The organism is Nonomuraea composti, from assembly GCF_012034275.1.
GTDB lineage: Bacteria > Actinomycetota > Actinomycetes > Streptosporangiales > Streptosporangiaceae > Nonomuraea > Nonomuraea composti.
Genome location: NZ_JAATEP010000018.1, coordinates 14,221 through 34,342, shown reverse-complemented (window position 1 = coordinate 34,342; position 20,122 = coordinate 14,221). Strand labels below are relative to the sequence as shown.

The following is a 20,122-nucleotide window of genomic DNA, read 5'->3' as shown; positions in this document are numbered from 1 at the left end:
TACGCAGACCCTACCATCGGGGTATTTTCTTTCCAGCGACGGGGTGACAATGGCCGAGGACGCCGAGACGCTGCTCATCCGCATCCGAGCGGCCATGCCCGCCCTGCGGCCGTCGGAGCGGCGCATCGCCGAGACGTTCGCCGGCGACCCGGCCGCCGCCGCCAACCTGTCGATCGCCGAGCTGGCCGGCCGCTGCGGCACCTCGACGACCTCGGTGGTGCGCTTCTACCAGCGGATGGGCTACGCCCACTTCAAGGACTTCCGCATCGACCTGACCAGGGCCGTGGCCAGGGAGGAGCTGGCCGCCTCCAGCCTGCCCGAGGTCTCCGGCGACATCGACAGGAACGACAGCCTGGCGGGCATCGTCTCCAAGGTCGCCATGAACGAGACGCTCTCCATCGCCGACACCGCCCGCATGCTCGACATGGAGGCGCTCGGCGAGGCCGTGGCCCGGCTGCTGGCCGCCCGCCGCATCGACACCTTCGGCGTCGGCGCCAGCGCCCTGGTCGGGCTCGACCTGCAGCAGAAGCTGTCGCGCATCGGCCGCACCGCGATCAACTGGCACGACTCCCACTCCGCCTGGACGTCGGCGGCCACCCTCGGGCCCGGCTGCGTCGCGGTCGCCGTCTCCCACAGCGGCGCCACCGTCGACACCGTCGAGTTCCTCGCCATCGCCCGCAAGACCGGGGCCGGCACCGTGGCGATCACCAACTTCCGCGACTCGCCGCTGGCCCGCGCCGCCGACGTCACGCTCACCACGGCCGCGCGGGAGACCCAGTTCCGCTCCGGTGCGCTGGGCAGCCGCATCGCCCAGCTCATGGTGGTCGACTGCCTGTTCACGGGGGTCGCGCAGGCGTCGTACGAGGAGTCGATGCAGGCGCTGCGCAACACGTACGCGGTCGTGCACGACCGGCGCGTCAAGCGCACGTGAACGTGCGGCATCTTCACAGCCCGGATTCACCTGCGGTTCACTGGCCCGCCCTACCTTGGAGCCCCATGAACTGGAGGTACCGGGCCAACGCCACACTCGAGGGCCTGACGGGATACACAGTGACGCGCAAGCTGCGCAAGGAGCCGCCCAAACCGCCACCGCCGCCCAAGGTGCCGCTGGAGCTGCAACGGCTGCCGGGCGACAAGGTCCGCCCGCCCGCCGATCCCGTCCACGACCGGCTGCTGCGCGAGCCGGTCTTCCTGCTGTCGTCCGTACGGTCCGGCTCGACGCTGCTGCGCGTCATGCTCAACAGCCACTCCCGCATCCACTCGCCGATCGAGACGCACTTCAGGCGGATGACCGTGGGCCTCGGCACCGACCCCGTACGCCAGGCGATGGAGCTGCTCGGCCACACCCACAGCGACATCGAGCACATGATGTGGGACCGGCTGCTGCACCGCGAGCTGACCCGCAGCGGCAAAACCGTGCTGTGCGAGAAGACGCCCAGCAACGTCTTCGCCTGGCGGCGCATCGCCACCTGCTGGCCGGACGCGCGCTTCGTCTTCCTGCTGCGCCACCCCATGTCGATCGTGCAGTCGTGGCACGAGGCCGACCCGGTCAAGCGGCCCATGAGCGAGGCGGTGCCGCGCACGCTCAGCTACATGACGTACCTGGAGGAGGCCCGCACCCACCTGGAGGGGCTGACGGTGCGCTACGAGGAGCTGACCGCCGACCCCGAGGGGCAGCTGCGCCGGATCTGCCTGTTCCTGGGCGTGGAGTTCGAGCCGGCCATGCTGGAGTACGGCAAGAAGGACCACGGCGGCTTCGTGAAGGGCATCGGCGACTGGCGCGACAAGATCCGCACCGGCACCGTCGTGGCGGGCCGGCCGCTGCCGACGCCCGAGGAGATCCCCGCCGAGCTGCACGACATCTGCCGGACGTGGGAGTATCTCGCCTGACAGGAGGCTCACCGGGCCGGTTGCGACTCTGTGACAGAGTTCGCTTGCGATTTGCCCGCCATTCGCCCGAGCCTCCGATATGTTGCCCTTCGTGATCAACGGGCCTTCGCGCCGAGCTTTACTCGCCGGTACCTTCGCCGGCCTCGCCCTGCCCGCGGTGACTGCCGCGGGCGCCGAGGCCACCTCCCGCAGCGGCAGCCAGAAGGGCAGCCTGCCCAGGAGGCCGAACATCCTGCTCATCCTCGCGGACGACCTGGGATGGGGGGAGATCGGCGCCAACGGGCAGCGCCTGATCCGCACCCCGAACCTCGACCGGCTGGCGGCCGAAGGCGTGCAGTTCAAGACCGCGTACTCGGGGGCGCCGCTCTGCGCCCCGTCGCGCTGCTCCCTGCTGACCGGCCTGCACAACGGCCACAGCACCGTGCGGGAGAACCCGGAGGGCGGCCCGCAGCACGCGCTCACCGACGCCGACCTCACCTTCGCCGAGCTGCTGCAACTGTCCGGCTACCGCACCGCCTGCATCGGCAAGTGGGGCTTCGGCCCCGAGCAGCCCGACCAGCCCTCGCACCCGAACGTGCGCGGCTTCGACGAGTTCTTCGGCTACATCGGCCACCGCCACGCCCACCAGTACTTCCCCAAGTACCTGTGGCACAACGGGCAGAAGGTGCAGCTCGACGGCAGCAAGTACGCGCCCCACCTGTTCAGGCAGCGGGCCGTCGAGTTCATCAACGCCGACAGTGACCAGCCGTTCCTGCTCTACTTCGCCACCAACCTGCCGCACTCGCCCAGCGTCATCCCCGGCGACGCCGGCGCGTACGAGAACAAGCCGTGGACCGCCGCGAACCGCCGCCACGCCGCCCAGGTGGCCCGGCTCGACACCGACGTGGCCGCGCTCGTGCGGGCCCTGCGCGACGCGGGCCGGGCCGAGGACACGCTCGTGCTGTTCACCAGCGACAACGGCCCGCACCGCGAGAAGGGCGTGACGCCCTGGCTGTTCGACTCCAACGGCCCCTACCGGGCCGACAAGCGCGACGTGTACGAGGGCGGCATCCGCGTGCCGCTGATCGCCTGGTCGCCGGGGCTGCGCCCGCGGGTGGAGCGGCAGCCGGTGGCGGCCTGGGACCTCCTGCCGACGCTGGCCGACCTGGCGGAGACGCCCGTGCCCGCGCACCTCGACGGCCTGTCCTTCCGCGGCCTGCTCACCGGTGAGGGCGCCCCCAAGCACACCCACCTCGTCTGGAACCGGCCCCGCAAGGCCCAGGCCATCCGCCGGGGCCGGTGGAAGCTCGTCAGGTTCGCCCCGCACATCGCCGGCGCGGGCCCGGAGGGCCGGGTCGAGCTGTACGACCTGAGCAGGGACCCGGGGGAGAGCCGCGACATCGCCGCCGCCAGGCCGCAGATCACCCGGGAGCTCATGCAGTTGCTCGACGACTCGATCGGGGAGGACCCGCGCCTGCCGTACGGGCTGCGTACCGAGCTGACCGGCGGGCAGGTCGTGGTGACCCTGCACAACGGCTCCGCCGTGCCGTGGACGCAGGTGGAGCTGGGCCTCGACGGCAAACGCCGCACGCGGGCGCACACCGTCGCCCGCGTGGACCCGGGGACGGCCATCTCGGTGGGCTTCCCCGCGCCGTCCGGCGGCCGGATCACGGCGCGCGCCGACTTCCAGGCCGCCGGCCGCGCGCACGTGTTCCGCCGCGCGCACCGGGGCGGCGAGAGCCCGATGACGCTCACCTCGACCGGCTGAACGCCGAGGGGGTCCCGGCCCCCTCGGCGCATTTTGGTGACGAAAGGTGATGACACAACTACAGAAAGTTGACACTCTGGTAGTCAGGACATTCCTTTCAGGAGAGGAACACATGAACCTGATCACCAGAGCCGAGTGGCACGCCAAGAAGCCGACCAGCGCCTATGTCCGGCTGGCGTCGACCGAAGGCGTCAAGATCCACTACACGGGCGGCAAGGTGCCCGCCGACCTCGCCGACCCCGGCAACCACGACCGCTGCGTCGACCTGGTCCAGGACATCCAGCGCATGCACATGTCCGGCGGGCGCGGCGAGAAGTACATCGACGTCGGCTACAACATGGTGTGCTGCCCGCACCGGCGCACCTTCGTGGGCCGCGGCCCGCACGCCCTGCCCGCCGCCAACGGCGCCGGCCTCAACTCCGGCCACTACGCCGTGCTCGCGCTGGTCGGCAGCTCCGGGCTGACCGAGCCGAACGACGACCTGCTCAACGCCCTGGTCGACGCCATCGAGTACCTGCGCGAGCACGGCGACGCGGGCCGCGAGGTCAAGGGCCACCGCGACGGCTACGACACCTCCTGCCCCGGCGACCCCCTCTACCGCTGGATCCGCGACGGCGCCGAACGCCCCTGACCCCTTAAGGGGGCCCGGGCGGCCGACTAGGGCAGGCAGCCGACGTGGGCCAGCGCCTGCCGCAGCAGCACGCCCTGCCCGCCGGTCATCTCCCCCTGCACCATCGGTGAAGCCGCCTCCTCCGGCGTGAACCACACCAGGTCGAGCGCGTCCTGCCGGGGCCGGCAGTCGCCGGCGACGGGCACGATGTAGGCCAGCGACACCGCGTGCTGGCGCGGGTCGTGGTAGGGGGTCACGCCGGGCGTGGGAAAGTACTCGGCGACGGTGAACGGCTGCGGCGAGACGGGGATGCGGGGCAGCGCCACAGGCCCGAGATCCTTCTCCAGGTGCCGCAGCAGCGCGTCACGGATCCGCTCGTGGTGCAGCACCCGCCCCGAGACCAGCGCCCGGCTGACCGTGCCGTCCGGCAACATGCGAAGCAGCAGGCCGACGCGGGTGACCACGCCGGTGTCATCGACCCGCACCGGCACGGCGTCGATGTAGAGGATCGGCATCCGGCCGCGCACCGACTCCAGTTCTTCCGGTGCGAGCCAAGCAGGCGTGGTTTCGGTCTTTTCGGTCATCTGCTGATCGTACGGCGACGAGGGCCGGCGGTGCGCCCCAGCCCGGCGGCGAACGCGCGCCCCTCGACCGGCATGCGCCCGGCCACCCACGACGCCGTGCAGATCGCCAGCACGATGCCGACGAACGGCAGATACTCCAGCACCTTGCTCTTCATGTGAGGTCACGCTCCGCTCTCGCCCGCGCCAGCCGCCTGCGCTGCGGCTGGACGGTGTGCTTGGGGTCGTTGGCCGACTCCATGCCGGCCTGGAAGATCCCGAACCTGGTGCACGCCGACCCGGCCAGCAGGGCCGCGCCCGCCGCCATGGCCGCCACCCTGCTGCGCCGGCCGGCGGTCGCTCCGGCCAGCGCGCCGGCCAGCGACAGCGCCTCACCCAGCCGCAGCAGCCTGCTGCGCTTGAGCGGCTCGGCCAGCGGCCCCAGCCGCCGCTCCATCCGCGCCGCCGCCGCCACCTCCACCGCCGCGCCCGCCAGCGCCGCCCGTCGCGCCGGGCCCGCCTCCGACAGCGGCGCCGCCAGCAGCCCGAGCCCGCCCGCCGACGCCGCCGCCGACCCGGCGAACAGGAACGGCATCTCCCGGTACGCCTCGTGCCAGACCGGCACGGCCGTGTCGCAGATCAGCGCCGCCGTGTACGTCGCCACCGCTGGCCCCACCACCCCGGCGCCCACCGTGGCCGCCCGGCCGAGGCCGGGGAACAGACCGCTCACGTCCGTGGCCGCGGCGGCGCCGGCGTGCGGCCCGTACGCGGTGAGGATCCAGGTGCCCACGCTCATCGGCGAGGTCACCTTGAACACCCGCAGCATGTTCACGAAGCGCTCGGGCCGGCCCAGGTCGTGGATCAGCGCGTACAGAGAGCCGCCCAGCGCGCCCAGCGCCCCCACCTTGGCCGCCCTGGCCAGGCGCGGCCGGCCGGTCAGCTCGGCCGCGGCGGCCAGCGTGGACGACGCGCCCGCCAGCCCGCCCAGGAACAGGTAGCCGGCGATGTCGGCCGCCCGCCACGTCGGCTCGTTCAGCACGGGCCGCCCGTAGTAGGAGTCGAAGTCCGCCTTCGGCACCATCAGCCGCTCGCGGCGGCGCCCCGCGGAGCCCGGCGTGGCCTCCCGGTCGCCGCGCACGCCGGGCGTGTCGTCCAGCCGGACGTCGGTCTGGCTCATCGCTTCCGCCTCCACGCCGTCGCCGCCAGCCCGGCGAGCAGGGCCACCGCCGCGACCCCTACGTGCCGCCACATCGACGGCAGGTCCCTCGTGGTCACCACGGGGTCGGGCGGCAGCCCGTACACCTCCGGCTCGTCCAGCAGCAGGAAGAACGCGCCCGTGCCGCCCACGCCGTCGTCCGGGTCGTGGCCGTACAGGCGGGCGGAGGCCGCGCCGGCCGCGCGCACCTGCTCCAGCCGCCGCTCGGCCCGCTCGCGCAGCTCGTCGAGGTCGCCGAACTGGATGGAGTCGGTCGGGCACGTCTTGGCGCAGGCCGGCTCCTCCCCGGCGCCCAGCCGGTCGTAGCACATCGTGCACTTGGCCGCCGTGCCGCTCGTCTCCCGCTTGCCGATCACCCCGAACGGGCACGCGGGCACGCAGTAGCCGCACCCGTTGCAGACGTCCTCCTGCACGACGACCGTGCCGAACTCGGTGCGGAACAGCGACCCCGTCGGGCACACGTCGAGGCAGGCCGCGTGCGTGCAGTGCTTGCACACATCGGAGGCCATCAGCCAGCGGAAGTCCAGGTCGCCGACGCCCGGCTCCTGGTGCCCCAGCGGCTTGCGCTGCTCGACGAAGGCCACGTGCCGCCACGTGTCGGCGCTCAGCTTGACCGTGTTGTCGTAGGACCAGCCGGTGAAGTTCAGGCCGTCGTCGGGGACGTGGTTCCACTCCTTGCACGCCACCTCGCACGCCTTGCAGCCGATGCAGATGCTGGTGTCGGTGAAGAAGCCGACCCGGCGGCCCTCGTCGAGCCGCTCGTCCAGGTCGAAGGCCATCACGCCTCCATTCCGGTGCCGGCGCTCACGCCGGCCCGCCGCTGATAGGCCCGCACCAGCTCCGGCAGCGCGGCCCCGCGCGGCCGGCGGCCGGGCCGGATGTCCGCCGACAGGGCCTTGACCTCCTGGATGTGCGAGTTGGGGTCCAGCGAGATCGCCGACAGCTCGTTGGCCGCGTCGCCCCTGGCCAGCCCGTTCGGGCCGAAGTGGAACGGCAGCCCGATCTGGTGCAGCACCCGCCCGTCGAGGTGCAGCGACGGCATCCGGTCGGTGACCATCACCCGCGCCTCGATCGCGTTGCGGGCGGTGACGATCGTCGCCCAGTCGCCGTGCACCAGCCCCCGCTCGGCCGCCAGCTCCGGCGACACCTCGCAGAACATCTCCGGCTGCAGCTCCGACAGGTACGGCGTGAACCGGCTCATCCCGCCCGCCGTGAAGTGCTCGGTCAGCCGGTACGTCGTCACCACGTACGGGTAGACGGAGGCGCCCGGCTCGTCGCCGCTCGGCTGGTACCGGTTGTTCTCGTGCGGGTACACCTTGCGCACCGGGTTGCGCTGCCGCCCGTACAGCGGGTTGGCCACCGGCGAGTCCTGCGGCTCGTAGTGCGTGGGCAGCGGCCCGTCCACCACCCCGGCGGGCGCGAACAACCAGCCCTTGCCGTCGGCCTGCATGATGAACGGGTCGATGCCCGACAGCGCCGCCACCCCCTGCGCGTCCGGCGGCGGCCGGTAGCCGGGGTCCTTGTCCGCCTCGAAGTCGGGCACGTCGTAGCCCGTCCACTCGCCGGCCTGCGCGTCCCACCAGACCAGGCGCTTGCGCTCGCTCCACGGGCTGCCGTCGGGCCTGGCCGAGGCCCGGTTGTAGAGGATGCGCCGGTTCGCCGGCCACGCCCACGCCCATTCGGCGGCGATCCAGTTCTGCTCCGAGGCGGGCTTGCGGCGGGCGGCCTGGTTGACGCCGCCGGCGTACACGCCGCAGTAGATCCAGCAGCCGCACGCCGTGGAGCCGTCGTCCTTCAGCTCCGTGTAGCCCGACAGCGGCCGGCCCTGGGCGTCCCGGCCGTTGATCTCGGCCAGCACCGCCTCCGCCGACGGCTCGGCCGTCTCGCCGTGCGTCGGGTAGTCCCACGTCAGGTCGAGCACGGGCGCGTCCACCGGATCCTGCGAGCCGGCCAGCTTCTCGCGGATGATGCGGCCCAGGTGGTACATGAACCACAGGTCGCTGCGGGCGTCGCCGCGCGGCTCGACCGCCCGGTGGTGCCACTGCAGCATGCGGTTGGTGTTGGTGAAGCTGCCGTCCTTCTCCGTGTGGCAGGCCGCCGGCAGGAAGAACACCTCGGTTCGCAGGTCGGCGGTGCGCAGCTCGCCCGTCTCGATCTCCGGGCCGTCCTTCCACCAGGTCGCGCTCTCGATCAGGTTGAGGTCGCGCACCACCAGCCAGTCGAGGTTGGCCATGCCCAGGCGCTGCATCTTGGCGTTGGCCGAGCCGACCGCCGGGTTCTCGCCGAGCAGCAGGTAGCCCTTGCAGGTGCCCTCGATCTGCGCGAGCACGGTGTCGTACGTGCTGTGCGAGCCCGTCAGGCGCGGCAGCCAGCCGAAGCGGTAGTCGTTGTCGGCCCGCGCCGACTCGCCCCACCACGCCTTGAGCAGGCTCACCAGGTAGGCCGGCATGTTCGCCCAGAAGCCCTTCGTCGGGGCGTCGGCGCGCAGGAAGTCGCGCAGGTGCTCGTTCTCGTGCGCGTGCGGCATCGGGATGTAGCCGGGCAGCAGGTTGAACAGGGTCGGGATGTCGCTGGAGCCCTGGATGCTGGCGTGCCCGCGCAGCGCCTGGATGCCGCCGCCGGGCCGGCCGATGTTGCCCAGCAGCAGTTGCAGGATGCAGGCCGCCCGGATGAACTGGGAGCCGTCGCTGTGCTGGGTCCAGCCGACCGCGTAGACGAACTCGGCCGTCTTGTCCGGCCCCGAGTTCTCCGTCAGGTGCCGGCACACCTCCTCGAACAGGTGCCGCGGCACCCCGCACACCCGCTCCACCATCTCCGGCGTGTAGCGGGCGTAGTGCCGTCGGAGCACCTGCAGCACGCAGCGCGGGTGGCGCAGCGTCTCGTCGCGCTGCGGCCGGCCGTTCAGCGGCGCCCCCGTGCCGCCCTGCGTCTCGGGACGGCCCGGCGGGGAGCTGCCCGTCCGTTTCGCGTACTCCTGGTCCCGGTCGCCCGACGCGGCGACCGGCTCCATGCCCTCGTACTGCCAGGAGGCCACGTCGTACGAGCGGCCCTGCTCGTCGAAGCCGGAGAAGACGCCGTCCAGGTCCTCGGCGTCGCGGTAGTCCTCGCCCAGGATCGTGGCCGCGTTGGTGTAGTTGACGACGTACTCGTGGAAGTACAGCTCGTTCTCCAGCACGTGGTTGATGATCGCGCCGAGGAAGGCCACGTCGGAGCCGGCCCTGATGGGCACGTGCAGGTCGGCCAGCGCGCTCGTGCGGGTGAACCGCGGATCCACGTGGATGATCACCGCGCCGCGCGCCTTGGCCTCCATCACCCACTGGAAGCCGACCGGATGCGCCTCCGCGAAGTTCGAGCCCTCGATGATCACGCAGTCGGAGTGCTGCAGGTCCTGGAGGTAGGTGGTGGCGCCGCCCCGCCCGAACGACGTGCCGAGCCCCACCACGGTCGAGCTGTGACAGACGCGGGCCTGGTTCTCGATCTGCACCACGCCGAGCGCCGTCAGCAGCTTCTTGATGAGGTAGTTCTCCTCGTTGTCCAGCGTGGCGCCGCCCAGGCTGGCGATGCCCATGGTGCGGCCCGTGGGCAGGCCGTCGTGCTCCCGCTCCCACGTCGCGCGCCGGGTCTCGATGATCCGGTCGGCGATCATGTCCATCGCGGTGTCCAGCTCGATCGGCTGCCAGTCGGCCGCGCCCGGCGGCCGGTACAGCGCGCCGTACTGGCGCCCGGAGCCGGTGGTGAGCTGCAGGCTGGCCGCGCCCTTCGGGCACAGCCGGCCGCGGCTGACGGGCGAGTCGGGGTCGCCCTCGATCTGGACGACCCGCTCGTCCCGCACGTACACGTTCTGGGCGCAGCCCACCGCGCAGTACGGGCACACCGACTTCACCACCCGGTCGGCCGTGGACGTACGGGCCCGCAGCCCCGCCGTCCTCGCCGACTTCGCCGCCGGCCCCCGCGCCGTCCGGTCCGCGCCCGTGAGCTGCCGCAGCAGCGGCCACCCGAACTCCATGACACCCCCCGATGCCCCCGGCCCCAGTCCTGCCCTGGCACGGCCGCAGGAAAACCGGCAGGTCAGAACACCCGGGAGGCCGCCTCGTCCCAGCCGGCGCGCGCGCCGGACGGCTCGTAGCGGCGCAGCGGCTGCGAGGCGGCGACCAGCGCCCGCATCTCCTCAAGGTCCGACACCAGCCCGGCCGCGCGCGCCTGCACCAGCACGTTGCCGAGCGTGGTGGCCTCCGCGGGGCCCGCCACCACCGGCAGCCCGCACGCGTCGGCGGTGAACTGGCACAGCAGCTCGTTGCGCGACCCGCCGCCCACCAGATGCACCACCTCGACCTCGCGGCCCGACAGCTCCATCGCCTGCCGCACGGCCTCGCGGTGCCCCAGGGCCAGGCTCTCCAGCACGCACCGCACGTACGCGGCGGGGGAGGCAGGCGGGCGCTGCCCGGTGCGGCGGCACTCGGCGGCGATCCTGGCCGGCATGTCGCCCGGCGGCAGGAAGACGGGCTCGTCGGGGTTGACCACGGCGGCGAACGGCCGCTCGCCCGCCGCGGCCTTCAGTAGCTCGCCCAGGCCGGAGCCGGGCCAGGCGCGCAGGCACTCCTGCAGCAGCCACAGGCCCATGACGTTGCGCAGGTAGCGGACGGTGCCGTCGATGCCGGCCTCGTTGGTGAAGTTCGCGGCGCGGCTCTCGGGGGTGAGCACGGGGCCGGGCAGCTCCACCCCGGCCAGCGACCAGGTGCCGCACGAGACGTAGGCGAAGGCGGGGCCGGAGACCGGCGCCGCGGCCGGTACCGCGACCACGGCGGAGGCAGTGTCGTGCGAGCCCACCGCCCGCACGGGCGCCGACCAGCCGATCTCGCCCGCCACGTCCCTGCGCAGGCCGCCGAGCAGGTCGCCGGGCTGCCGCAGCGGCGGCAGGATGCCCTCCGGCAGGCCGAGCTGCTTGACCAGCGGCAGCGCCCACGCGCGGGTGCGCACGTCGAGCAGGCCCGTGGTGGAGGCGTTGGTCACCTCGGCGCCCGCCTCGCCGGTCAGCCAGTAGCCGATCAGGTCGGGGATCAGCAGCATCGTGGCCGCCTCGCCCAGCCGCGGCTCGGCCAGGAGCTGGTAGACCGTGTTGAAGGGCAGGACCTGCAGCCCCGACACGTCGTACAGGCTCTCCGCGCCGACGGAGGCGGCCACCCGCTCGGCCACGCCGGCCGTGCGGTCGTCGCGGTAGTGCACCGGGTTGCCCAGCATGGCGCCCGACGCGTCGAGCAGCGCGTAGTCCACCGCCCACGAGTCCACGCCGATGGAGGAGACGGGGCCGGCCGCGCGCAGGCCGGTCAGGATCTCGCGGTAGAGGCCGAGGATGTCCCAGTAGAGGCGGCCGGCGACGCGCACCGGGCCGTTGGGGAAGCGGTGCGCCTCGGTCAGGCTCAGCCCCTCGGACAGGTCGGCCAGCATCACCCGCCCGCTGGAGGCGCCCAGGTCGACGGCGGCGAAACGGCGGCTCATTGGGTGGACTCCCTGGCGACGAGCTCGGGCTGGAACATGATGTGCTGGTGCGCGTGCGTGTCGGGGTTGTCGCACTCGTCCAGCAGCAGCTCGGTGGCGATGCGGCCGAGCTGGTACGTGGGCTGGCGCATCGAGGTGAGCGAGACCGTGGAGGCGGCGGCGAAGTCGATGTCGTCGTAGCCGATGAGCGCCACCTCCTCCGGCACCCGCACGCCCGAGCGCAGCAGCGCCCGCAGCACGCCCAGCGCGAGCAGGTCGTTGGCGCAGAAGACGGCCTCCGGCAGGCCGCCGGCGATCAGGTCGGCGGCGGCCTTCTCGCCCGCGCGGGCCGTCATCGTCGCCGTCTCGACCACCCGCAGGTCGCCGGGGTCGAGCCCGGCGGCGCGCATCGCCGCCTTGGCGCCCTCGCGCCGCTCCACGCACTGGCGGATGGTCAGCGGGCCCGTCACGTACGCGAGGGTGCGCGCGCCCCTGGCCAGCACGTGGGCCGCGGCGGCCCGGCCGCCCGCGACGTCGTCCACGGCCACCGCGCACTGGTCGGGCCGGTGCGCCGGATGGTCGACCAGCACGACGCTGATGCCGTGCTCGCGCAGCCGGTCGAGCCGGGCCGGGTCCTCGCCCGACGGGGTGATCAGCACGCCGCGCACCCGCTGCTCGGCCAGCACCCGCAGGTTGCGCTCCTCCTTGTCCTGCGAGCCGGCGGAGTTGCCGAGGATCACGGCGTAGCCGAGCTCGCTGGCGACGTCCTCGACGCCGGCGGCGACCTCGGTGAAGAACGGGTTGCCGATGTCGATCACGCTCAGGCCGATCGTCCTGCTGTGCCCGGCGCGCAGCGTCGAGGCCGAGCCGTGGCGGACGAACCCCAGCTCGCTGATGGCGGCCTCCACCCGCTCGCGCGTCGCGGGGGCGACCTTGCCGGGCCGGTTCAGTACGTTGGAGACCGTGCCGGGGGAGACGCCGGCGTGTGCGGCGACGTCCTTGATGCTGACCATGGCCATGAGGACAAATTAAAACGTACTAACGGGGTGTGCGCCAGTCGCGGCACCGGTGGCACCGCGCATCCGCGTTGACACCACCGTCACGGGCCGCCTAACGTCGCGCGCCGGAAGTAAAACGTTTCTATAAGAGGAGCGCTCGTGATCCGGGCTGCCATGGTAGGGGCCGGCGCCATCGCCGCGCACAGCCACGTGCCCGCCCTGCGGGCCCACCGCGACCGGGTGGAGCTGGTGGCCGTGGCGGACGTGGACGAGGCCAGGGCCAAGGCGCTCGCCGGCGGCGCCGCGGCGTACACGGATCTGGGGAAGCTGCTCGATGCCGAGCGCCCCGACCTGGTGATCGTCTGCACGCCGCCGTACCTGCACGTGGAGCAGGCTATCGCGGCCCTGTCGGCGGGGGCGTGGGTGTGGTGCGAGAAGCCGGCCGCGCTCTCGCTGGCCGAGTTCGACCGGATGGCCGCCGCCGAGGGGGCGGGCGGGCCGTACCTGTCGGTCGTCTACCAGCAGCGCTTCGGCTCCGGTGCCGAGCACCTGCGCGCGCTGGGCGGGGCGCCGGGCCGGCCACTGGGCCGGCCGCTGCTGGCGCTGTGCCAGACGACCTGGCACCGGGGCGACGACTACTACGCCGTGCCGTACCGGGGCAAATGGGCCACCGAGGGCGGCGGCACCACCGTGCTGCACGGTGTGCACCAGATGGACCTCATGCTGTCAGTGTTCGGCGACTGGGCGGAGATCAGGGCCATGGCCGGCCGCCTCGACCGGCCGATCGAGACCGAGGACGTGTCGCTGGCCATGGTCCGCTTCGACAACGGCGCCATGGGCTCGGTCGTCACCAGCGTGCTGTCGCCGCGCCAGGAGAGCTACCTGCGCTTCGACTTCGCCGATGCCACGGTGGAGCTGCGCCACCTGTACGGCTACCGCAACGCCGACTGGAGCTCCACCTCGCCGCTGTGGAGCCCGCCCGAGGACGTCCCCAGCACCCACGCCACCCAGCTCGGCCTGCTGCTCGACGCCTACGAGCGGGGCGAGCGCCCGCCGGCCTCCGGCGCGGACGCGCGGCGCGCCATGGAATTCGTCACCGGCCTGTACGCCTCCGCCTTCACCGGCCGCCCGGTGCTGCGCGCGGAGATCACCCCGGACAGCCCGTTCTGCCACCGGCTCGACGGCGGCATTGAAACGTTCTTCACCGCAGCACGATCCTGACCGGCCTCCCGCCGCCCGCGAGGACCTGGGACTCGTCTCGAATCAACGGCGCTGACCTGCGCCAATGCTCTTCGTGGTGGGCTGAGGTCTTGTGCGCTCTATGACCAGAACGTTTTAATCCCCGGTAAACACCGGCGTAACAGGCTGGTAGCGCTAACAATAATCTCGAAAGGCAGACCTTCATGCCGGATGGCATCGCGTACGGCGGTGACTGGAACCCCGAGCAGTGGCCCGAGCAGACGTGGGAGCAGGACGTCGCGCTGATGCGCGAGGCCGGCGTCAACCGGGTCAGCGTCGGGATCTTCTCCTGGTCATCGATCGAGCCCGTCGAGGGCGTGTTCGACTTCGGCTGGCTCGACCGGGCGATGGACCTGCTGGCCGAGCACGGCATCGGCGCCAACCTCGCCATCCCCACCGCCTCCCCGCCGCCGTGGTTCTCCGACGCCTACCCGCAGGCGCTGCCCGTGGACGCCGACGGGCGGCGCCTGTGGCACGGCAGCCGGCAGGGCTTCTGCCCGAGCTCGCCCATCTACCGCGAGAAGGCGCTGCGCGTCGCCGAGCAGGTGGCCCTGCGCTACCGCGACCACCCGGCGCTGGTGCTGTGGCACGTGCACAACGAGTACGGCTGCCACAACGCCCGCTGCTACTGTGACACCTCGGCCGCCGCCTTCCGCGCCTGGCTGCGCACCCGCTACTCCTCCCTCGACGCGCTCAACGACGCCTGGGGAACCGCGTTCTGGTCGCAGCGCTACAGCGACTGGGCGCAGATCCTGCCGCCCCGCGCCACCCCCAGCTTCCCCAACCCGGGCCAGCAGCTCGACTTCCGCCGGTTCAGCTCCGACGCGCTGGTGGAGCTCTACCGCGCCGAACGCGACCTGCTCAGGCGGCTCACCCCGGACGTGCCCGCCACCACCAACCTGATGGCCGGCGCCCACTGGGACATGGACTGCTGGGCCTTCGCCGCCGAGCTGGACGTCGTCTCCACCGACCACTACCTGATCGGCGCCCGCCGCGAGCGCCACATCGACCTGGCCTTCGCCGCCGACTACGCCCGCTCGCTCAACGGCGGCCGGCCGTGGCTGCTCATGGAGCACTCCACCAGCGCGGTCAACTGGCAGCCGCGCAACCTCGCCAAGACCCCCGGCGAGCTGCGCCGCAACTCCCTGTCCCATCTGGCCAGGGGCGCCGACGGGATCATGTTCTTCCAGTGGCGCCAGTCCAGGGCGGGCGCCGAGAAGTGGCACTCGGCGATGCTGCCGCACGCCGGCACCGACACCAAGATCTGGCGCGAGGTGGTGGCGCTCGGGGCCGAGCTGGCCGGGCTGTCCGGCGTGGCCGGCAGCACCGTCAAGGCCGACGTCGCCCTGCTCCTCGACCACTCCAGCGTGTGGGCGCAGGACCACCCCGCCCAGCCCACCGCCGAGCTGGACCCGGTGGAGGAGGCCAAGCGCTGGCACGCCGCGCTGTGGCGGGCCGGCGTCACCTGCGACCTGGCCCACCCCGAGGGCGACCTGACCGGGTACCGCCTGGTCGTGGTGCCGCAGCTCTACCTGGTGAGCGACGCGGGGGCGGCCAATCTGGAGGAGTTCGCCCGGCGGGGCGGGGTCGTGGTCGTGGGCCCGTACAGCGGGATCGTGGACGAGCACGACCGGGTGCGGCTGGGCGGCTACCCGGGCGCGTGGCGGGACCTGCTCGGCGTCAGCGCCGAGGAGTTTTTTCCCCTGGAGGAGCCGATCCGGCTGGCCTCGGGCGCGACGGGCGGCGTGTGGAGCGAGGCGGCGCGGGTCACCACCGCCAAGGTGCTCGACACGTACGCGACGGGCGAGCCCGCCTGGACCCGCAACGAGTTCGGCGCCGGCACGGCCCACTACCTGACCACCCTGCTCGACGACGCCGCCCTGGCCGGGGTGCTGGCCACGGCCTGCCGGGAGGCGGGGGTGTCACCGGCGGCGCAGACCGTGCCGGGGGTGGAGGTCGTGCGGCGCTCGCACCCGGACGGCCGCTCGTTCCTGTTCGCGATCAACCACACGGGCGAGGACGCCACCGTCGCGAGCGGGGACCGGGTGATCACGGTGCCGGCCGGAGACGTCGTGATCGTCCCGACCTCTTAAAACGTGTCATCGCCCCGGTCCGCCATCGGCGCTGGATCGGGGCCCGCTGGTCCATTGACAGCGAGCACCAGGAATCATAGTTTCCTGCACGACGGATTAAAACGTTTTTGAAAGGAGTGTCAGTGCAACGCGTCTGCTTCCTGCTGAAAGTCCGCCCAGAGCGGCTGGCGGAGTACCGCGAACGCCACCGCGACGTCTGGCCGGAGATGCGAGAGGCGCTGTCGCGCACCGGCTGGCACAACTACTCGCTCTTCCTCAGGGACGACGGCCTCCTCGTGGGATACCTGGAGACCGAGGACTTCGAGGCCGCACAGAAGGCGATGGCCGAGACCGAGGTCAACGCCCGCTGGCAGGCCGAGATGGCGCCGCTCTTCGAGGGCCTCGACGGCCGCCCCGACGAGGGCATGGTCCCGCTGACCGAAGTGTTCCACCTGGATTGATCGGGGAGTAATGACTGACATCAAGGCCGCGCTGCGCGCGCAGCGCATCGAGACGCCGTCCTGGGCCTACGGCAACAGCGGCACCCGGTTCAAGGTGTTCGCCCAGCAGGGGGTGCCGCGCGACCCGTACGAGAAGCTGGCCGACGCCGCGCAGGTGCACGCCTACACCGGCATCGCCCCCACGGTCGCGTTGCACATCCCGTGGGACAAGGTGGACGACTACGCCGACCTGGCCCGCCACGCCCGCGACCTCGGGGTGGCGATCGGCGCGATCAACTCCAACGTGTTCCAGGACGACGACTACAAGCTGGGCAGCGTCACCCACCCCGACGCGCGGGTGCGCCGCAAGGCCACCGACCACCTGCTCGAATGCGTCGACATCATGGACGCCACCGGCTCCGACACGCTGAAGCTGTGGTTCTCCGACGGCATCAACTACCCCGGCCAGGACGACCTCCGCGCCCGCCAGGACCGCCTGGCCGAGTCGCTGGCCGAGGTCTACGACCGCCTGGGCGAGGGCCAGCGCTTCCTGCTGGAGTACAAGCTGTTCGAGCCCGCCTTCTACGCCACCGACGTGCCCGACTGGGGCACCGCCTACGCCCACTGCGTCAAGCTCGGCCCCAAGGCGCAGGTCGTGGTCGACACCGGTCACCACGCGCCCGGCACCAACATCGAGTTCATCGTCGCGTTCCTGCTGCGCGAGGGCAAGCTCGGCGGCTTCGACTTCAACTCCCGCTTCTACGCCGACGACGACCTGATGGTGGGCGCCGCCGACCCGTTCCAGCTCTTCCGCATCATGTACGAGGTGATCAGGGGCGGCGGGTTCACCGACGAGGTCGCGTTCATGCTCGACCAGTGCCACAACATCGAGCCCAAGATCCCGGGCCAGATCCGCTCGGTCATGAACGTGCAGGAGGCCACCGCCAAGGCGCTGCTCGTGGACCGCGACGCGCTGAGCGCCGCGCAGAGCGCGGGCGACGTGCTGGGCGCCAACGCCGTCCTGATGGACGCCTACAACACCGACGTGCGGCCGCTGCTCGCCGAGCTGCGCGAGGAGATGGGCCTGGCGCCCGACCCGATGGCCGCCTACGCCAAGTCCGGATACTTCGAGAAGATCGCCGCCGAGCGCGTCGGCGGCAACCAGGCCGGCTGGGGGGCCTGAACCATCATGTCCAACGTCATCAACGAGCTCCTCGAACGCTCCCACCGCCTCGGCGCCGACCCGCGCAACACCAACTTCGCCGGCGGCAACACCTCGGCCAAGGGCGCCGCGCCCGACCCCGTGACCGGGGAGGAGGTCGAGCTGCTGTGGGTCAAGGGCTCCGGCGGCGACCTCGGCACCCTCAAGCAGGTCGGCCTCGCCGTGCTCCGCCTCGACCGGCTGCGCGCGCTCAAGGGCGTCTACCCGGGCGTCGAGCGCGAGGACGAGATGGTCGCGGCCTTCGACTACTGCCTGCACGGCAAGGGCGGCGCCGCGCCGTCGATCGACACCGCCATGCACGGCCTGGTCGAGGCCGGCCACGTCGACCACCTGCACCCCGACGCGGGCATCGCGATCGCCACCGCCGCCGACGGCGAGGAGCTGACCAGGCGCGTGTTCGGCGACCGCGTCGTGTGGGTGCCGTGGCGGCGGCCCGGCTTCCAGCTCGGCCTCGACATCGCCGCCATCAAGGAGGCCAACCCGCAGGCCATCGGCTGCATCCTGGGCGGCCACGGCATCACCGCCTGGGGTGACACCTCCGAGGAGTGCGAGGCCCGCTCGCTGGAGATCATCCGCACCGCCGAGGCGTACCTGGCCGAGCACGGCCGCCCCGACCCGTTCGGTCCGGTCGTGCACGACACGCTGCCCGAGGCCGAGCGGCACGCCCGCGCCGCCGCGCTCTTCCCGCTGATCAGGGGCCTGGCCTCGACCGACGTGCGGGTGGTCGGCCACTACACCGACACCCCCGAGGTGCTCGACTTCGTCTCCCGCGCCGAGCACCCGAGGCTCGCGGCGCTCGGCACCTCCTGCCCCGACCACTTCCTGCGCACCAAGGTCGCCCCGCTGGTGCTCGACCTGGCGCCGGACGCCCCGCTGGAGCACGTCGCCGAGCGGCTGCGCGAGCTGCACGCCGCCTACCGCGCGGAGTACACCGCCTATTACGAGCGGCACGCCACCCCCGACTCGCCGCCCATGCGCGGCGCCGACCCGGCGATCGTGCTGGTGCCGGGCGTCGGCATGTTCTCCTTCGGCAAGGACAAGCAGACCGCCCGCGTGGCCGGCGAGTTCTACGTCAACGCCATCAACGTCATGCGCGGCGCCGAGTCCGTCTCCCGCTACGCCCCCATCCCCGAGTCGGAGAAGTTCCGCATCGAGTACTGGGAGCTGGAGGAGGCCAAGCTGCGCCGCATGCCCAAGCCCAAGCCGCTGGCCACCAGGGTCGCGCTCGTGACCGGCGGCGGCTCCGGCATCGGCGCGGCCACCGCCCGCCGGCTGGCCGCCGAGGGCGCGTGCGTGATCGTGGCCGACCGCGACCTCGGCGCGGCCGAGAAGGTGGCCGCCGAGATCGGCGCGAACGCCTACCGGGTCTCCGACGTCGCCGTGGCGGTCGGGGTGGACGTCACGTCGGAGGAGCAGATCACCGCGGCGGTACGCGCGGGCGTGCTCGCGTTCGGCGGCGTCGACCTCGTCGTCAACAACGCCGGCCTGTCGCTGTCGCGCTCGCTCCTGGAGACCACGCTGGCCGACTGGGACCTGCAGCACGACGTGATGGCGCGCGGCTCGTTCCTGGTCTCCCGCGAGACGGCCAAGGTCATGATCGACCAGGCCATGGGCGGCGACATCGTCTACATCTCCTCCAAGAACTCCGTCTTCGCCGGCCCGAACAACGTCGCCTACGGCGCCGCCAAGGCCGACCAGGCCCACCAGGTGCGCCTGCTGGCGGCCGAGCTGGGCGCCCACGGCATCCGCGTGAACGGCGTCAACCCCGACGGGGTCGTCCGCGGCTCCGGCATCTTCGCCTCCGGCTGGGGCGCCAACCGGGCAGCCGTGTACGGGGTGGAGGAGGAGAAGCTGGGCGAGTTCTACGCCCAGCGGACCCTGCTCAAGCGCGAGGTGCTGCCCGAGCACGTGGCCAACGCGGTCTTCGCCCTCACCGCGAGCGACCTGAGCCACACGACGGGCCTGCACATCCCGGTGGATGCGGGGGTGGCCGCCGCCTTCCTGCGCTAGCGGCGGCCGGCCGCAGGCGGCCACCGCCTTCCTGCGCTGGCGGCCGGCCGGCCGCTGGGCGTCTGTCAGCTGTAGGCGGCCACCACGCCGACGACCATCACGATCGCTCCGGCCGCCGTGACCAGGATCCCTCCGATCACGGCGGCCCGGCTGCGCACGCCCCGCCAGTACAGGATCACGTACGGCAGGAACCCCAGCCCGCCCAGCCCGGCCCCGGGCAGCGCGAGCGCGGCCAGCACGCCCCTGGTGCCGGCCGGCGCGGCCCGGTCGCCCTCCGGCGTGAGCTGGGCCCGCGTCAGGTCGCCCGGCTCCGAGTCGGGGGAGGCGGCCACCTCCACGGGCGTCTCCCCGTTGTCGGGGGTGAACCAGCCCCGGCAGTCGTACCGTCCCTCGCCCAGGTCCTCGCACGAGACGACCCGCAGCGTCCCGGGCGTGCCGGTCCGGCCGGTGGCCAGTTGCAGGTCTCCCACCGCGAAGGGCAGCGGCGCCAGGCAGACCGCCAGCCACAGCAGCACGAGCACGGCCCGCCCCCAGGGCCCGGGCCCCCTTCCACGTGTACGCGGTGCCAATTCGGACAAGAACTCCGTCATGGCCTCCATCCTGCTGCAGGGATCTTGGAGCTCACCTGCAGGTGACAAGTCTC

At 72.5% G+C, this 20,122-nt stretch carries 17 protein-coding genes; 9 read left to right on the top strand and 8 right to left on the bottom strand.

Annotated features, from left to right (window positions below; translation table 11 throughout):
• Positions 1 to 49 precede the first annotated feature (49 nt).
• The 4 genes from HCN51_RS24930 to HCN51_RS24915 all read left to right on the top strand — a co-directional run bounded on the left by HCN51_RS24930 (position 50) and on the right by HCN51_RS24915 (position 4,268).
• Complete coding sequence (locus HCN51_RS24930; protein WP_168012081.1) at positions 50 to 931, top strand: MurR/RpiR family transcriptional regulator; 882 nt, start codon at positions 50 to 52, stop codon at positions 929 to 931.
• 65 nt (positions 932 to 996) lie between these two features.
• Positions 997 to 1,890, top strand: a complete 894-nt coding sequence (locus HCN51_RS24925) for a sulfotransferase family protein (protein WP_168012079.1) — start codon at positions 997 to 999, stop codon at positions 1,888 to 1,890.
• Positions 1,891 to 1,981: 91 nt separating this feature from the next.
• Positions 1,982 to 3,637 carry a sulfatase-like hydrolase/transferase gene (locus HCN51_RS24920; RefSeq protein ID WP_168012077.1) on the top strand — a complete coding sequence of 552 codons (1,656 nt, stop codon included), beginning with the start codon at positions 1,982 to 1,984 and terminating at the stop codon, positions 3,635 to 3,637.
• A gap of 112 nt (positions 3,638 to 3,749) precedes the next feature.
• Positions 3,750 to 4,268: a peptidoglycan recognition protein family protein gene (locus HCN51_RS24915; RefSeq protein WP_080037016.1), complete on the top strand. Its 519-nt coding sequence runs from the start codon at positions 3,750 to 3,752 to the stop codon at positions 4,266 to 4,268.
• A gap of 26 nt (positions 4,269 to 4,294) precedes the next feature.
• Here HCN51_RS24915 and HCN51_RS24910 read toward each other — a convergent pair whose 3' ends face one another.
• From HCN51_RS24910 to HCN51_RS24880, 7 genes are all read right to left on the bottom strand, one after another.
• Positions 4,295 to 4,831: an NUDIX hydrolase family protein gene (locus tag HCN51_RS24910; protein WP_168012075.1), complete on the bottom strand. Its 537-nt coding sequence runs from the start codon at positions 4,829 to 4,831 to the stop codon at positions 4,295 to 4,297.
• The gene (locus tag HCN51_RS24905) at positions 4,828 to 4,986 is read right to left on the bottom strand and encodes a hypothetical protein (protein ID WP_168012073.1); all 159 of its coding nucleotides are present in this window, start codon (positions 4,984 to 4,986) and stop codon (positions 4,828 to 4,830) included. Before HCN51_RS24905 ends, HCN51_RS24910 begins: the two co-directional genes overlap by 4 nt.
• Positions 4,983 to 5,984: an NrfD/PsrC family molybdoenzyme membrane anchor subunit gene (gene nrfD / locus HCN51_RS24900; RefSeq protein ID WP_168012071.1), complete on the bottom strand. Its 1,002-nt coding sequence runs from the start codon at positions 5,982 to 5,984 to the stop codon at positions 4,983 to 4,985. Before nrfD ends, HCN51_RS24905 begins: the two co-directional genes overlap by 4 nt.
• Complete coding sequence (locus tag HCN51_RS24895; protein ID WP_168012069.1) at positions 5,981 to 6,802, bottom strand: 4Fe-4S dicluster domain-containing protein; 822 nt, start codon at positions 6,800 to 6,802, stop codon at positions 5,981 to 5,983. Before HCN51_RS24895 ends, nrfD begins: the two co-directional genes overlap by 4 nt.
• On the bottom strand, positions 6,802 to 10,029 hold the full coding sequence (gene fdh / locus HCN51_RS24890) for a formate dehydrogenase (protein ID WP_168012067.1): 3,228 nt from the start codon (positions 10,027 to 10,029) through the stop codon (positions 6,802 to 6,804). The genes HCN51_RS24895 and fdh overlap by 1 nt, the downstream gene beginning before the upstream one ends.
• 62 nt (positions 10,030 to 10,091) lie before the next feature.
• Complete coding sequence (locus HCN51_RS24885; RefSeq protein ID WP_168012065.1) at positions 10,092 to 11,519, bottom strand: rhamnulokinase; 1,428 nt, start codon at positions 11,517 to 11,519, stop codon at positions 10,092 to 10,094.
• Complete coding sequence (locus HCN51_RS24880; protein ID WP_080037022.1) at positions 11,516 to 12,517, bottom strand: LacI family DNA-binding transcriptional regulator; 1,002 nt, start codon at positions 12,515 to 12,517, stop codon at positions 11,516 to 11,518. Before HCN51_RS24880 ends, HCN51_RS24885 begins: the two co-directional genes overlap by 4 nt.
• A 138-nt stretch (positions 12,518 to 12,655) precedes the next feature.
• Between HCN51_RS24880 and HCN51_RS24875 the strand changes: the two genes are divergently transcribed.
• From HCN51_RS24875 to HCN51_RS24855, 5 genes are all read left to right on the top strand, one after another.
• Positions 12,656 to 13,717, top strand: a complete 1,062-nt coding sequence (locus HCN51_RS24875) for a Gfo/Idh/MocA family protein (protein WP_346433779.1) — start codon at positions 12,656 to 12,658, stop codon at positions 13,715 to 13,717.
• A 182-nt stretch (positions 13,718 to 13,899) separates the two neighbouring features.
• Complete coding sequence (locus HCN51_RS24870) at positions 13,900 to 15,828, top strand: beta-galactosidase (protein ID WP_168012063.1); 1,929 nt, start codon at positions 13,900 to 13,902, stop codon at positions 15,826 to 15,828.
• A gap of 122 nt (positions 15,829 to 15,950) precedes the next feature.
• Positions 15,951 to 16,268: an L-rhamnose mutarotase gene (locus HCN51_RS24865; protein WP_168012061.1), complete on the top strand. Its 318-nt coding sequence runs from the start codon at positions 15,951 to 15,953 to the stop codon at positions 16,266 to 16,268.
• Positions 16,269 to 16,278: 10 nt separating this feature from the next.
• Complete coding sequence (gene rhaI, locus HCN51_RS24860; protein WP_168012059.1) at positions 16,279 to 17,430, top strand: L-rhamnose isomerase; 1,152 nt, start codon at positions 16,279 to 16,281, stop codon at positions 17,428 to 17,430.
• Positions 17,431 to 17,436: 6 nt separating this feature from the next.
• Positions 17,437 to 19,479 carry a bifunctional aldolase/short-chain dehydrogenase gene (locus tag HCN51_RS24855; protein WP_168012057.1) on the top strand — a complete coding sequence of 681 codons (2,043 nt, stop codon included), beginning with the start codon at positions 17,437 to 17,439 and terminating at the stop codon, positions 19,477 to 19,479.
• A gap of 65 nt (positions 19,480 to 19,544) precedes the next feature.
• Here the strand turns inward: HCN51_RS24855 and HCN51_RS24850 are convergent, their stop codons facing one another.
• Entirely contained in the window at positions 19,545 to 20,000 is a 456-nt protein-coding gene (locus HCN51_RS24850) for a hypothetical protein (RefSeq protein WP_346433778.1), read from the bottom strand.
• Positions 20,001 to 20,122 lie beyond the last annotated feature (122 nt).

Excerpts from the sequence above, each read along its gene's own strand:
- HCN51_RS24930 (WP_168012081.1), top strand. The coding sequence starts at position 50 with ATGGCCGAGGACGCCGAGACGCTGCTCATCCGCATCCGAGCGGCCATG.
- HCN51_RS24925 (WP_168012079.1), top strand. The coding sequence starts at position 997 with ATGAACTGGAGGTACCGGGCCAACGCCACACTCGAGGGCCTGACGGGA.
- HCN51_RS24915 (WP_080037016.1), top strand. The coding sequence starts at position 3,750 with ATGAACCTGATCACCAGAGCCGAGTGGCACGCCAAGAAGCCGACCAGC.
- HCN51_RS24910 (WP_168012075.1), bottom strand. The coding sequence starts at position 4,831 with ATGACCGAAAAGACCGAAACCACGCCTGCTTGGCTCGCACCGGAAGAA.
- HCN51_RS24905 (WP_168012073.1), bottom strand. The coding sequence starts at position 4,986 with ATGAAGAGCAAGGTGCTGGAGTATCTGCCGTTCGTCGGCATCGTGCTG.
- nrfD (WP_168012071.1), bottom strand. The coding sequence starts at position 5,984 with ATGAGCCAGACCGACGTCCGGCTGGACGACACGCCCGGCGTGCGCGGC.
- HCN51_RS24895 (WP_168012069.1), bottom strand. The coding sequence starts at position 6,802 with ATGGCCTTCGACCTGGACGAGCGGCTCGACGAGGGCCGCCGGGTCGGC.
- fdh (WP_168012067.1), bottom strand. The coding sequence starts at position 10,029 with ATGGAGTTCGGGTGGCCGCTGCTGCGGCAGCTCACGGGCGCGGACCGG.
- HCN51_RS24885 (WP_168012065.1), bottom strand. The coding sequence starts at position 11,519 with ATGAGCCGCCGTTTCGCCGCCGTCGACCTGGGCGCCTCCAGCGGGCGG.
- HCN51_RS24880 (WP_080037022.1), bottom strand. The coding sequence starts at position 12,517 with ATGGCCATGGTCAGCATCAAGGACGTCGCCGCACACGCCGGCGTCTCC.
- HCN51_RS24870 (WP_168012063.1), top strand. The coding sequence starts at position 13,900 with ATGCCGGATGGCATCGCGTACGGCGGTGACTGGAACCCCGAGCAGTGG.
- rhaI (WP_168012059.1), top strand. The coding sequence starts at position 16,279 with ATGACTGACATCAAGGCCGCGCTGCGCGCGCAGCGCATCGAGACGCCG.
- HCN51_RS24855 (WP_168012057.1), top strand. The coding sequence starts at position 17,437 with ATGTCCAACGTCATCAACGAGCTCCTCGAACGCTCCCACCGCCTCGGC.